The organism is Paenibacillus guangzhouensis, from assembly GCF_009363075.1.
Lineage (GTDB): Bacteria > Bacillota > Bacilli > Paenibacillales > Paenibacillaceae > Paenibacillus_K > Paenibacillus_K guangzhouensis.
Genome location: NZ_CP045293.1, coordinates 6,799,007 through 6,814,114, shown reverse-complemented (window position 1 = coordinate 6,814,114; position 15,108 = coordinate 6,799,007). Strand labels below are relative to the sequence as shown.

Annotated in this window: 7 protein-coding genes; all 7 read right to left on the bottom strand. The window is 45.0% G+C overall.

What is annotated here, in order from left to right; genetic code table 11:
- Positions 1-16 precede the first annotated feature (16 nt).
- Entirely contained in the window at positions 17-1,606 is a 1,590-nt protein-coding gene (locus tag GCU39_RS30680; RefSeq protein ID WP_227793384.1) for a response regulator, read from the bottom strand.
- Positions 1,596-3,377 (bottom strand): sensor histidine kinase, encoded by a 1,782-nt coding sequence (locus tag GCU39_RS30675; protein ID WP_152396940.1) that lies wholly within the window; start codon positions 3,375-3,377, stop codon positions 1,596-1,598. Before GCU39_RS30675 ends, GCU39_RS30680 begins: the two co-directional genes overlap by 11 nt.
- Before the next feature lie 39 nt (positions 3,378-3,416).
- Complete coding sequence (locus GCU39_RS30670) at positions 3,417-4,568, bottom strand: glycoside hydrolase family 88 protein (protein ID WP_227793383.1); 1,152 nt, start codon at positions 4,566-4,568, stop codon at positions 3,417-3,419.
- A gap of 172 nt (positions 4,569-4,740) precedes the next feature.
- Entirely contained in the window at positions 4,741-7,110 is a 2,370-nt protein-coding gene (locus GCU39_RS30665) for a glycoside hydrolase family 95 protein (protein ID WP_227793382.1), read from the bottom strand.
- A gap of 111 nt (positions 7,111-7,221) precedes the next feature.
- On the bottom strand, positions 7,222-8,670 hold the full coding sequence (locus GCU39_RS30660; RefSeq protein ID WP_227793381.1) for an alpha-L-fucosidase: 1,449 nt from the start codon (positions 8,668-8,670) through the stop codon (positions 7,222-7,224).
- A gap of 257 nt (positions 8,671-8,927) precedes the next feature.
- Complete coding sequence (locus tag GCU39_RS30655; protein ID WP_193726693.1) at positions 8,928-13,469, bottom strand: polysaccharide lyase family 8 super-sandwich domain-containing protein; 4,542 nt, start codon at positions 13,467-13,469, stop codon at positions 8,928-8,930.
- 132 nt (positions 13,470-13,601) lie between these two features.
- Complete coding sequence (locus GCU39_RS30650) at positions 13,602-14,975, bottom strand: ABC transporter substrate-binding protein (RefSeq protein WP_152396936.1); 1,374 nt, start codon at positions 14,973-14,975, stop codon at positions 13,602-13,604.
- Positions 14,976-15,108: the final 133 nt, after the last annotated feature.

Below are 15,108 nucleotides of genomic sequence, written 5' to 3'. Positions count from 1 at the left end.
TGTTTTTGGGATTGATTTACGAGCACCTGTTCTTGTGTTCACTCGGTGTTACGCCCATATACTTCTTGAACACTTTAGAGAAATAGGTACGGTCTGAGTAGCCTAGTGCCAGTGCTATCTCTTCCAGCGTTTGCCCAGATGTTTTCAACATTTTAGAAGCAATGTTCATTTTATACTGATGCACATAATCTGTGAAATTGCTCCCGGTCATACGTTTGAAATAGCGTGAGAAGTAACTTGGATTCAAATACAGATAACGCGCAATATCAATGGAAGTAATACTATCGGCTAAATGTTGTTCGATAAAATGTTGAATTTGATGTAACTTAGGCTCACTGCTACCAGCTAATGTGCCTCGCCCTTGTTTCTTTTCCTGCTTATCGTGAAGCATAGCCATCGCGATGATCAGACGTTCCGTTAATGCAAGCACATCGTCAAAGGTTCGTGCCTGCTCAATATATTCGTAGATTGCTTCAGCTTCATCCAGTCTAACAGACGCTGCAAATGCCAACTCGCGTAAACAAACTTTCAGCTCATGCATCAATGAAGTAGGCTCAATCGATCTCGCTCCAAAATTGTCCTTGATATCCGCAAGTACACGCTTCATGCCATCCATATCGCGAATATCTAGTGCCTGCTTTAGTTCAGCTTTATAGTGGTCGAACTCCCCTGTGCGCAAGGGCAACCACGTTGGTTGCATCCCCTGCTGACGATCGCCAATCAGCATTGACTCCCCAACATAAAACTCATATTTATGGCGCAGTAGTGAGTGATACCACGCACCAAGCTGCTTCAGTTGCAGCTTGTCACGAACCGTGACGTTTACCAGCTGTAATCTCATAAATTGCGCAACCTGTTCTCTCAATTTGAGCAAATAACTATTGAAGTGTAATACGTTGTTATCCGCAAAATTATCGCGATAGTTATACACAATCACAAGATGCTGTTGCTGCAAAAACGGTGTGATCCCTTCGTACGTTTTCGCTAACTCTTCTGCAATATTGTAAACGGCGTAGCAAATTAACGATAACGATTGCTGTGGGTAATGTTCAACGTAACTAGCATATTGCACATGCACAAGACTGAGCCTAAACCAAGGATAGTTCCAACCCACGCCAATACCGGCAGCATATTTAAGCATCTCGTCAACGTTAATGCCATCAAGCACACGCTGTAATAAACCTTGTTTGAACAGCTGATGATTGTAGCTTGAAGGTTGTGTACTTACAGACGATGATTGTTGTTGCAGTGAACGTACCAACTTCAACAAACTTTGTTGCAACTGCTCTGATGTTAACTGATCTTTAATTAAATAATCGTCAGCCTGAAGCTTAAGTGCCTGCTGCGCGTAGTTGAAATCTTCATGACAGGTAATGAAGATGATGCGCACATCGGGTTTGATGCGGCGAAACTGTTCTGCGAGCTCAATTCCATTCATCTGCGGTAGGCCAATATCCGTCACGACAATATCTGGAGCGGTCTGCTGAAACAGGTATAGCGCTTTTTCACTAGAATAGGTGGAAGCTACAACTTTTAGCTGTAATTGTTCCCAATCAATCATCTGCCGCAATAATTTGAGCATTGGCACATCATCATCAATAAGCATCACTTTGTATACCACTGATTGTCACCTCACTTGCTGTCACTGGAATCTGCATCCGTGCAGTTACACCGCCATAACTGTTATGAGCAAAAGAAAGCTTAGCCTCTAAACCGAATGATAGTTTCAAGCGTTGAGCTACATTAATCAATCCGACCCGTTTATAATTCGGATCTGGTTCATCACTGCAATTTAACACATTTTCATTCAGCCGTTGCAACATGGACTCATCCATACCTACTCCGTTATCGGCAACCTCAATGACGATTTGATCCGAGTCTTGAAAGACTGAAATCCAAATTTGAGATTGCTGGCGCCTAATATCATTGCCCTCTAAATCTATAACTGTATCTATATCTATATCAGCATCAGCGTCAACAAAACCATGAATAATGGCATTTTCAACTAACGGTTGCAGTAATAACTTGGGAAACTTAAGGGATTGTAATGGTGGCTCTACATCGATTTGCAGTTGTATCGAAATATCACTACGCATTTTCATAATATCAATATAGTGAGTCATTAACTTACATTCTTCTTGTAGTGTTGCTGGTGTATTGAATTTCATATAGGCACGTAATAGGCTCATTAACGAGTCGATCATGCCACTATGCAATCGATCATGCTTCAGCATTAAGCTGCACTTGATCGAATTGAGTGTATTGAGCAGAAAGTGGGGCCGAATTTGCATAAACAACGCCTCCAGCTCCATCACGCGTTTCTTCTCTTGTTGCTGCTCCATCTCATAAATGGACTGCTCTAGCCGATCTAACATCAAGTTAATCGTCTTGCTAACCGCAGCAAGCTCATCCTTTCCCTTCACTTGCAGCCTGACATCTAGCTTACCGTTACCAAATTGTCTTGTAACCTGTTGTAATTGCCCAATTGGGCGATGCAATCGTTTGGAGATCAGCAGTGCAAACAAAGAAAATACAAAGACAACGAGTATGACTTCAGCAAGACCCAAATAAAATGTCCTTAAAATGATACCCATAAACACGTTGTTGCTCATCTCGTACACAAGCTTCCACCCGTACTTGTTCAGCACGACTTCCGAACGCAATGGATTGTCCGTCTGATTTGTCCCTGCTGCATGCAATTGGGTTGAACCAGCTAGCCTGTTACCGTTAACATCCAAGAGGGCAACATCCCCAAACTGAACGGACTTTAATACATTTTGGAAATAAGACTGTTCAATCCCAATCAATAGCACGGCCATATACTGTTTACTGACGTGATCTTGTATGACGCGAGCGATATAATATTTACTTGCTTTTTCATCGCCGAATAGTCCTAACCACTGCAACCGTTCTGGCTGCTGTAAATTAATTTTGCTATACAACTCAGGTAGATGTGCTGCTACTTTATCCGGCGTATCCTCTCCTGAAGGAATAATAAACTGCTGGCGATTAATTAAGTACATCTGTGCCGACGGAGTCAGCGTTGTAGAATTTATAAGCGAAAATACGGCTTTGATTTGCATGAAATTTTCATAATCCTCATAGCTGCTTAAGCGCTTCGTATCAGCAAATTGACGTAAGTAATTATTGAAGCCTGCATCGTTCACAATAAATTGGGAAGCGAACGTAGAATCATCGATCGTTTTGCTAAATTCTGTACCGATGACGTTCAACATATTTTCGTTCGTTGCTTGAAACTTATCCATCATCGTTTCCTTCACTACATAAAAAGAAAGCACCGATATGGAACCAATCGGCACGATAATAAAAAGCATGAAGGAAAGCAACATTCGTTTGTAATAGGTTAGATTGAACATGATGTTAATGTCGCTTCCCTTCACTTTATCTTCGCATTTCTACTTGCGCTCATACCAATAGCCAGGAATACCGCGTACAAGACGCATCAGCGCTTCCAAATAGTAATAATCGCCCCAAATCATATAATCATCAGGAGACAAACCACCATGGACATAGTATGAGCCATGCTTAAGTAACCCTTCTGCTGCATCGTCACCGATTGTAGCATAGTTGTTAATCAGCGACTGCATACTCTTGGCCAGCATCTGTTCGAAATAGAGACGATCTGGGTCAGCACCATCCAAATGGGAGATAAGCTCCACCAGTCCGGCTGCTACAATCGCTGATGCTGAACTATCACGGTAGGTATCAGCAGCTACAGGCGCATTGAAATCCCAATAAGCAACGCTATCCTCAGGTAAATGCTCAAGAAAGTAGCGAGCCATACGCTTAGAAGTCTCCAGAAATGCCCGATTTCCCGTATAGCGGTAGGAAAGTGCAAATCCATATACGCCCCAAGCTTGTCCCCGCGTCCACGTCGAACCGTTGCTATAGCCTTGATGCGTGGCACCGCCGATCGGAACACCCGTCTTGGTATCGAAGAAAAAAGTATGATACGAGCTATCATCCCCTCTAACGATATAGCGCCGTGTTTTCTCGGCTTGGATTGCTGCCGCTTCACGATACGTAGGATCATCCGTCTGCTCGCTTGCCCAATATAACAATGGCAAATTAAGCAAGCAATCGATAATAATTCGACCCGCTTCTTGCTCGTTATCTTGCGCTCCCCAAGCTTGAATATAGCCGCTGCCATCGCTCGTGTTCCGCCAGCGTCGCATTAATACGTCGGCTGCAGCCAGTGCCAGCTCACGAGCACTCTCATCGCCCGTGATCATCCACTGCGCTTTGGCAGATAAGCTGTATAGGAATCCAATATCATGATGATCCAAGACAACATGTTGCTCAAGCCGCTGGCGAAAGCTAGCCACCGTAGCTTCTGCTGCCTGCCGATAGCGTTCATCTTGTGAATATTCATAGCACAACCACAATATGCCCGACCAGAAGCCATCTGTCCAATCGTCGTTACCGTTCAAGTTATATTTGCCATTCAAGCTAACATGCGGAAACTGAGTTCCAAACTTGTCAATATTGTTTAGCGTTTTCGATAGAATGTCCTCAATCGCTTGTGTGTAAAGTTTATTTGGTTGCATTACCGTTGTTTGCATTCCTTTTGTAGACACCTGCATTTCAGTCCTCTCAATAAATAACTTCATGCTCACACTTAATATAGTGGATACGGGCCACATAAAGAAAGCGTTTTATTTTGCTGATATGTGCACAATTTTTACCTTTTGATCTCGTATTCTCTTTCCATCTATTAACCTAAGCTAAGTTTACTATAACTGTAACTCCAAGCGAAATATCCAGCTGATACGTATGTGGCGCGGGTTGTGTACAGTCACTACTAAAGGCAAGCGGAACCGTGCTATATATTACACAAGGCTTGCCAAGCGTAGACGTTATCTGCGCCTGTAGCAGCTTGCCTGCCTGCCATGCCATATCAATGGTAAAGCCACCTCGAGCACGTAAGCCCGTAACATGACCCTGCTGCCATGCAAGCGGCAAAGCTGGCAGCAACCGGATTTCATCCCCATGCGATTGCAATAGCATCTCTTGTATCGCTGCTGCTCCGCCAAAGTTGGCATCAATTTGGAATGGAGGATGGTCACCGAACAAGTTCGGATGTACTGCTTTGCTTAATAAATGTCGTAGACTCAGATGCGCCTGATCTCCTTCATCTAGCCTTGACCAGAAGTTGGCGATCCACGCTTGACTCCAACCCGTATGTCCACCGCCATAGACTAAGCGCCGCTGCAACGTGAATTTAGCAGCTTGTCCAAGTTCGGGGCTGCGATGAGGAATGATCTGTTCTCCTGGATGCAAAGCGAATAGATGAGAAATATGGCGATGTCCCAGCTCGACTTCATCATAATCAACCGCCCACTCCATAATTTGTCCATGGCGGCCGATTTGCGGCTGTGGTAACTTACTGCGCGCATGCTGCCATTGTGCCATCTCTTCTACACCCAGTTGCAACAGGTCACTCGCACGAATACATGCCGTAAACAGCGCATGCAAAATTTGCGAGTCCATCGACGGACCATAGCATAGCGCTCCGACTTCACCCTGTTCACTGCGATATGAATTTTCTGGTGATAGGGATGGTACGGTCACAAGCTGTCCTGATGGCAATTCCACTAAGAAGTCTAAGAAAAATAGTGCCGCTTCTTTCAACACGGGGTACGCACGCTCACGCAAGAACGAAAGCGAGCCGTTATAACAATAATGCTCCCACATATGCAGCGCAATCCAAGCACCACCCATCGGCCACATATTGGCGCTCACGTATTCACCGTAAAGACCTGTATCCGCCCATAGATTGCTGCTCGTGTGGGCAACAAATCCGCGTGCACCGTAGATGTTGCGCGCTGTTTTGCGCCCATTGATGACTAAGCGTTCAATAAAATCAAATAACGGCAAATGACATTCCGCTAAATTAGCCGTCTCGGCAAGCCAGTAGTTCATTTGCAAGTTGATGTTAAGATGATAATCCGATTCCCACGGAGGAGTAAAGCTATCGTTCCAAATCCCTTGCAGGTTCGCTGGTAGCGTTCCCGGTCTGGAACTGGCAAGCAGCAAATAACGTCCGTACTGATAGAACAGAGCCTCCAACTTATTATCAGCTGCACCTTGCCGATACCGTTCTAGTCGCTGTGACGTGGACAAGCATTGCTCGCTATGCAACTGCTGCTGTGGCTCAGCCCCTACTTCTGGATCCAGATCAAGCGTCACACGGTTAAACAGCGGCTTATAATCATCCAAGTGCCGCTGCTTCAATGTCATATAGGGCACCTTCGCAGCTTGCTTCGCTTGTTGCCAAGCAACAGCATAAGCATCAGCACAGCGAAATGAAGTCTGCGCGGCTACAATCAACGTAACTGCACTAGCCTCACGAATATCAAGATAATTGCCCGCCATCTGACACTGTCCACCTTCAACGACTGCTCTAAGCACAACGGCATAACGTACGCCATCTGCTCCCAATTGTCCTTGCATAGCGATAGCCTGTTCATCATCGGTGTGGACAAATTCACCGTTGAACGGTCTACGGTCGATTTTAGCTGTAAATGTTAAGCCTGCTGCGTCGGTTGTTGTCATCCGAATAACCAGCACTTGGTCAGCGCTACTTGCAAATATCTCGCGGCTGTACTGAATGGCATCTTTCTGAACTTCACCTGCTGCTAATTCGTAATTCACCTTAACCAACGCATCATCCAAATCTAGTTCACGACAATAATGATGGATACCATTAGCTTCTGTATTCTTATCAAAATCCAAAAACAAGTTACCTAATGTCTGATAAGGGCTGAAATATTGCGGAACGTTCGTCATACGCGTCAATACTAACTTCTCCGCCTTGCGCACATTACCTTGCAGCAGCAGGTTTTGGATTTCCGGCAACGTCGCTCGCGCAGCCCTATTATCGTTATCCCTTGCACCACCATACCAAACCGAATCTTCATTCAATTGAATCCGCTCACGCTGTACACCACCAAATACAACGCCCCCTAAGCGCCCGTTACCGATTGGAAATGCTTCTGTCCATTTGCTGGCCGCTGTATGCTCAAGCAAATACAATCTGTTCCCTTTATGGCGGATACATGCATTCATTTCACTTCTTATACGGTTCATGATAGCTCCCCTCATTTCTTCTAAAAAAATAAATAGCTAGATAAAAATTGCCAGCCATGAACATTCAGACTACACATCCATGGCTGGCAACTACATAAAGGCTTACTATGACTAATCCTGATCCTGACTATTGTAAACTTCGAATGTGGCCAAATTGGGCCACCAGCGTGAGCTGGTGATCGTAAGACGCAAGCGACTGCTGCAAATGGCTGGGAAATGACAAATTCGCTTGTGACCGATAATCGTACCATCCAGAATTGGCCGCCACTCCCCTGTGCCTGCAGCAGCATCGGCTTGCCAATACGCCAGACTGAAACGCTCAATTCGCTGTGTATAGCGATACTCCTGGAGAACAACATGATCGAACGTTTGCTCCGTTCCGAAGTCTACCGTGATACTCGCCGCTTCTGTACCTTGCTCAGGGGCCCAAAATGTATCTCGATTGCCATCCAATACATTAGCCGCTTCATGCCCAGTCATCGATTCACTAGCTGTAGCAGCCGCACCGCTTGCCACATTCGTCTCAAACGTATTCCTTATCCAAGCCCCCAATTCCTCTAACCGCTGTACATCATTCTCGTGGAACAGGCCGCGCGTATCAGCAGGAATATTAAGCAAGAGCATCGCATTGCCTCCAACTGAACCGTAGTACACGTTACGCAGCTCATCCAGCGACTTGACTTGATCATCTTGACTCGCATGATAGAACCATCCTGGACGAATCGACGTATCCACTTCTGCTGGATACCAGACAAGCTCCGATACTTTAGCAATAATGTCACGGCTGCCCAAGTCTTCATCTTCTGAAGTGAAACGCTTGGCGAATTCAGCATCATCTTCCTGCTGTGAATGTTCCTGAATTCTCTCCTTATCCTGCAGCTGCGCAGGTACGACGCTCCACTCTGACTTACGACAATGCCCCGCCTCATTGCCACACCAGCGCACATCCGGTCCACAAACCGAAATACTCGCCTCTGGCTGCAATTCACGAATCAGTGCATAATAGCCATTCCAATCATATACCTGACGTTTGCCGTTAGGACCTTCACCACAAGCCCCATCAAACCATACACAGAAAATATCCCCATACCCCGTCAACAGCTCGCGCAATTGATTCTTGAAGTATTCATTATAAGCTGGCGAATCTCCATAACAAGCCTCATGCCGGTCCCAAGGCGATAAATAAATCCCAAACTTCAACCCGCCTTCACGACAAGCATCCGCCACCTCACGAACAACATCACCCTTGCCATCTTTCCACGGGCTATTCTTCACCGAATGCTCTGTATACTTACTCGGCCACAAACAAAACCCATCGTGATGCTTACAGGTCAGAATCAACCCCTTCATCCCTGCAGCCTTACAAGCACGCACCCACTGCCGTGCATCCAACTGCGTCGGATGAAAGATATCCGGCTGCTCCTGCCCACTTCCCCATTCCTGATCCATAAACGTATTTACCGTAAAATGCACAAAAGCATAAAATCCCATCTCTTGTATCACCAACTGCCGCTCCGACGGTCGCACCAACGCAGCCGCCTTAACTTGGTCTGTTCTCATAACTCCACTGCTGTTAATCACCATTGAACCCCCCTCTCATTTTTCCTTTGCAACCTATTGAAAGATATAAAAAAATAAAATACGTATCAATATAGAAATTAAAAACCGAACTTAGGTTAATAATAGCAAATCAAAGATATGTAGAAACACGCATTATTTTTTTATAAATATGCAATATTTTGACCTTAACATCGAAAGCCAAGATCCTTAAAATCGGACCTTGGCTTACATCTTAAAGAATACTAGCGAGGGTATATCTATGAGTTACTAGTACTTAGCATTGCTAGAATCAGAGTAACCGCATCAGCTCTAGTAATAGAAGCATTAGGATTAAATTTACCATCCCCATTCCCCTTTATCAGACCTGCTTCTGCGGCCACTGCGATATAGGGTTTAGCCCAACCTGGCATCTGATCTGTATCATCAAAGGTCAGCGTTACATTTGGATGTACTTCAAGACCCAGTGCACGAACAATGATAACAACGATTTCACTTCTGGTGATTTCTTTATTCGCACGGAATGTACCATCTTCATAGCCTGAAATATATCCCGCTCTAACAAGTGCTTGAATGAATGGCTGTGCCCATACTGGTGTTTGACCTTGATCCGCAAAACCAAATGCTGTATTCACTTGCTCCAATTTCAGCGCTCTTGCTAGCATTACTGAAATCTCACCGCGAGTTATCGTACCATTCGGCCTGAACGTTCCATCCTCATAGCCACTTACAATACCAAGTTCAACGGATTTTTCAATGGAAGCCTTAGCCCAATGATCTGCGATATCAGACAAATCTACTTGAGGAGTTGCTGGATCAGTAGGTTTCACGGGTTCGATTGGTTCAGTTGGTCTAGGTGTTGGCATTGTTGGCGCTGTTGGTGTTGGAGCCGGTGATGGCGTCGATCCGCCACCTGAAGCGTTAGGTCCAGTCCTTACATTTACATATAGACCATCACTCCATTTTCCAGCTGCGTCGCCTGCTTTAATCTCAAAGTTATAGCTTGTATTTGGTGAAAGACCACTGACTGAATAGCTAGTGATGTTACCTGGTAATTGAATGAGCTCCATACCATTCTTGTAAATCTTATAGCTTATTACACCGATATCATCCGTTGCTGCTGTCCAAGAGAGCATTAGACTCTTTTTATCAACACTTGATGCTAATAATTGTGCACCCGTAGGCCATGTAGGTGCGGTTTTATCTACCGGTCTATCGTCTTTATACGTTGCTGTTACATGAACTGCTTCACCAGGCATGATGAACGTATACATGTTGGTGCTCGTTGTATCTTGGGTTAACGTCAAGCTTGCTGGCGTTACGATCCACTTGTCGAACGTTTTACCCTCAGGCGTATCCAGAGTTACCGTTACGGACTCACCTTTCTTAGCAATCTGTTTATCTGCTGTTACACCTTCCACGGTTACGGTGTAGGTCTTTCCGAGATCAAATGTTGCCGTATACGTCTTGCCAAGCGATCCCGAAGTGTTGACTTCAATGCTAACTCCATCTTGTATCGGTGAGACTTTCATCCCCGTATCTGCTGTTAGCAATGTCAAGTTCGGTTGATGGACTTCAATCGTCACTGTGTTCTGCTTTTGCGTTGGATCGGATATCGCAATGGTCATTTCACCGCTGTCTTCTTTCATTAAAACTGTAGCTGCGGATTTAGCTTGGATGCTTCCCGCAGTATCCGCACTCCAGAAATTCGCCGCGGTGATGCCAAGCTGCATATTACTAACAGCCTGTACCGTTGATGTGTTGCTCAGCACTTCTACTGCTGGATGTTCACTATAAGCTTGTGTTTGTGCCGCTGTCTTGCCTGGAAGCAGCACATATTCGTAACTAGCTGCTTGTGGATTATTTCCATGTTCAAAGGCGATGCTGGCATAGTTGCGCGTCAGCTGATCTTTCGATTGACCGTTGTTAATCTCAGACCACGAGCCTGTTCTCGCCTCACGTACGACATGCAGTGTGGGTGCAGTTGGGAAGTAATAGCCCATATCCGCACCAGAACCTGCACCATTGCCCGCTAGGTGCGCCCAATCTACAGCGTCAATATCTCCTGCATAATCTAGTGCAGTAGGCACCTGTACACCGTTAATCACAAATGCATTATTACCGCTGCTATTCAACTTACGATTATCAACAATCGTTTCTACCGGTTTTGTTACGGCCGATGTTTTATGAATATCTGTACCGAGGGCAACAATTTCATCATCGAACATAAACCATGATTTCTTCCCACTTAAATCACTGCCCGTTACTTTCGATAATGAGAAATCCATGCCGCTTGCGCTATATAGATGATCTAGTGTTGCACCGCCAACATGGCTTTTCGTATTATAATAGTACGCCCATTCGCCCGGCATCTTACCTTCTCCGGAACCGTCTGTCGTCGTACCTGGCAAGCGGAAACTATTAACCGTTGCCCAGAATCCATCGCGATATTGCAATAAGTCTTCGTTATAGATATAGGTCATGCCAAGACCGGTATCCCAACCTTTTAAATTTTCTTTATTGCCCATTTCAAAGTCGGAAATGCGGTCTGAGAACATACTTAGCCCAAAAGCGTAGTTGGGACGATGATGCGCGACACGGGCCATCCCGTTGAACATATAACTGCGCGACAGCTCACCACGCGGTGTGACCGTATCATCGTTCATTACTTTCTTCAGCAACATGACACTATAAATCGGCAAGCCTTTATAGTAATTATTAAAGGTGGTATCCTTGCTTACCCATTCCTTAACCATACTGCGAATAGTAGCGCTAATCTCTGGCGGTGCACCCTCTGCTAAACTTGCTAAGGCTACAATCGTACTGCGAGCCGTACCCGATTCGCTTCTGGAAATCCCCCGCCCGTTAACCATATCCATGTACAGCCCTTTGTAAATAACTGGTTCAAACGTATCACTTACCCACTTGTAAATGTTAGCCACCCGTGGATCAGTCACTGGCCATGGTGAGGTGTTGAGCAAATAAGTGATGTCCGCCGTACGGCTGAGCCAGACTGCACCATAGCCAGCTGTGTACGCGATGTTCGCATGCTGCACCAGTGAGCCATCTTCATATACGCCATCACCATTTGTGACATAGTTAAACTCTGAACCAATCGAATCCCGTCCTTGCGTAATTTTAGCGCTATTTCTTCCAATTACGCCGCGAAGCGTTACAACAAGCGCTTTGTCCAGCAAATTGCCACCGGTCTCGATCACAGAGCTATTTTGCACCCGCTTTGTTGGGTTAGGACAATACTTATCCATTGTCCGCATGAAGTTGCCTATTTGTTGATCGTTCAACGCATCATACATCAGGATCAAACAATCATTTAACAGCTGCGGTGCACCGATTTCAAATCCCCACCAGCTGCTAGCGGTACTATAAGATAAACGTTCGTTATAACGCTTAGCATACATCCAATCCAAGGCACCTATAATGGCATCTCGCAACTGTGGATCGTGATAGAAACGGGAGGATTCCGTATTGTAAGCGGTTGCCATTGTTTTAATACGAGTAAACTCGCTAACGATATTGTTGGCATGCTGCTCCTTCGTATCGGCGCTATCCGTAAGATCCGACCATAAATATTTGCGACCGCTGTCATTAGGACTAAGTGTATCAAGATAACCGCTCTTTGTGTCATTGGATACGTTATTATCGAGCGCCGTTACGAGTTCCTGAATATCGGAATCAGCAGCAAGGTTATCTCCTCCAACTAACTTCTGCTTCCAGCGTGTACGCAGTTGATCGTAAGCAGCTGCTGTTTCTGTGGAGTCTACACCAATGTTACTTTGTGCCATTATCGTCTGGTCTTCTGTTGTAACCGTGATTGTTGCTACACCCGCAGCAACGGCTGTTACATGACCATCTTGATCAATGGTAGCTACGTTCTCATCGCTAGTACGCCATATGACTTTGGGAGATGGTAGGTTATTCGGAGTGACGGTTAATGTTAGAGGCTTCGTCTCCCCAACCGTCATCATCCTTGCCGTCGGTTCAAGCGTTAACCCCGTTATGCCGTCATACTCCTCCAGCTGAATGTTATCGAACCACACTTTGCCGGTGCTATTTTCTAAAAATAGTTCAACAAAAAATTTGGAACCACCCGCCGGCACCGTTATAAAAACTTGCTGCATTGTCCAATCGTTCGTACCATACACCTTCACTGAACTAGGTCCATCTATTAATTTTGTGTTAGAAGCATTCTGCACAGAGGTGCGATAATAAACGCCGCTTCCGCCTGCAATATTTTCGGTTTTATACCATACGCGCAAGCGGTACGATTTACCTGCCTCAACGGGTGCCTTTGCATTAATGGATACGCGGCTTGTTTTGGAAGCATCAATCAACAACGATTTCTGACCCCTATAATATGTATAGGTATCGACCGTTACACTTACTGTTCTACCCGTTGGTTTACCAGAACCTACCGGGATCCATGTGTCCCAATTCACAGGTACTGGGTTCGTATCCGTATATTGCGTCCAAGTGCCGCTCGGCACTGCAGTCGCTTCGAAATCGCCATTTGGAAATAGATTGGCATCGGCGATCGCTTGGGGAGAAGCATCTGCTAGCAGCGGGTGTATGATACTTTCGCTTTCACCGGTACCATAAACGTCGCTGGCAACGCTTTCATTTTCATCTACACTGCTAGTGTTGTTATCGATCTCTCCAGCTAATAACACATTCATATCTTGCTGCCAATGACCATCTTCTGATGACATCGCCATACCCGTACCAACAGGCAGCAACGTGACCATAATCGTACCTACGAGTAACAAACGAAGTATTCTTTTCAACGTTCTCCCCTCCATCCCATGATTACCTTACTGAAAAGGCGTCCCTTTACCCACTAATGCACTTCACTTAGCATGGAGTATAGAGACGCCTTGGTACAGCTGATTGCTATTCAATACGTTACTTGCGAATCGTTACTTTTTCTCTTTCTCATTAATAATCTTCGTTGCTTCATCAACCATCCATGCTTGTACCTTGTCAATTGGCTCGTTGCTAAGCATAAATTTGCTGAAGCCGTCATCGATCACTTTTGTTAAATCAGAACCCGAAACTGTAAGCACCTTGGAAGCATCCAAATACTTAATGTCATCGCCAAACAGCGTGTATTTCAACGACTCTACATCGTACTTATCTTTATTTTGGCCGATCATGCGATCGAGCAGTGCTGTTTGGTCTGCTTTCTTCCAACCAGAAAACTCTTGTCTATTCTTTGAATCTGTTGTAGTCATAAAGCGCATAAGCTTAAACGCCTCATCCTTGTGCTTTGTCGTTGAACCCATTGTTAAATGTCCACCGCCAACAAAGTATTTACCATCCTCATATTCTTTAGGCAAAGCATTCTTCGGTGGCAAAGGAACTGGTGCGAAAGCAGTCACAAAATCATGTGGATACTGCTCAAGATTACCTGCATCAGGAATCGTGAAGCTGCCTGTCATAATCATCGCTGCATCTCCGCCGAAAAATTCACTGCGATAGTTAAGCTTAGATGCTAACACATCCGCATATGGTTTCGCTGACTTATCAACATTCTCCATGTCTTTGCGAAGTTGGAAGAAGTACGGGTAAGTTGGGTCAGAAAGAATTGTACTGCCATCCTGATAGCGGTATGGATCTTTCATTACCGTTTGCGCTGGACCATTCATATACAACTCCCAAGTGTGGAAGTATGTTCCGTATCGTTTGTCTACGCCTTCACCTTTCGTTAGCTTCTTCGCATATTCACGGTAGTCATCCCATGTCCAACCGAATTTAGGAACGGGTAACCCAGCTTCATCCAAAGCATTCTTATTAAGTAATACATAGGTATAGCCTGATGTATATTGCATCCCGTAATATTTGCCGTCTACTGCCGGATTAACAGAATACTCATCTTCTGCTTTCAAACCTTCTTTATCATAGAGGTCATTAAGTGGCATAAATGCACCGCGAGTGGCTCTTTCAATGACTGCTCCTGTACTTGGCATTTGAACAACGTCAACTTCATCACCTGACGAAATGAGGAAGTCTAGTTTCTTCAACATTTCTGTTGAATTACCTGGAACGAGCACGACATGCTCAACTTTAATACCAGGGTTAGCTGCTTCAAACTCACGCAGCATTCCATCTGTAGCTGCTTCTTGAGCTTCATTATCCCAGTTATAGTACTTGATCGTCACTTCTTTCTTATCCGTACCTGTCGATTGTGCTGGTGCGTCAGCCTCTTTGTTTCCACAAGCGCTTGCAAACATCGTTAATGTTAGCAGTATACATGTGGAAATAAGAAAATTACGTTTAGCTTTTCTTGCCATGTGCGAATTCCCCCTAAATGTATTGTCTTAATTAAGACGCCTGTTAGCGCTTACAGGCACAGTATATAACGTTTGTAATTTGCTTGCGTGTACAATTTTGTGCTTGTATGTTAATGATTTTGACCTATTCGCA

Bases quoted from the DNA above. Each gene is read 5' to 3' on its own strand.
- GCU39_RS30660 (WP_227793381.1), bottom strand. From the start codon at position 8,670: ATGAGAACAGACCAAGTTAAGGCGGCTGCGTTGGTGCGACCGTCGGAG.
- GCU39_RS30665 (WP_227793382.1), bottom strand. From the start codon at position 7,110: ATGAACCGTATAAGAAGTGAAATGAATGCATGTATCCGCCATAAAGGG.
- GCU39_RS30650 (WP_152396936.1), bottom strand. From the start codon at position 14,975: ATGGCAAGAAAAGCTAAACGTAATTTTCTTATTTCCACATGTATACTG.
- GCU39_RS30680 (WP_227793384.1), bottom strand. From the start codon at position 1,606: ATGCTTATTGATGATGATGTGCCAATGCTCAAATTATTGCGGCAGATG.
- GCU39_RS30670 (WP_227793383.1), bottom strand. From the start codon at position 4,568: ATGCAACCAAATAAACTTTACACACAAGCGATTGAGGACATTCTATCG.
- GCU39_RS30675 (WP_152396940.1), bottom strand. From the start codon at position 3,377: ATGTTCAATCTAACCTATTACAAACGAATGTTGCTTTCCTTCATGCTT.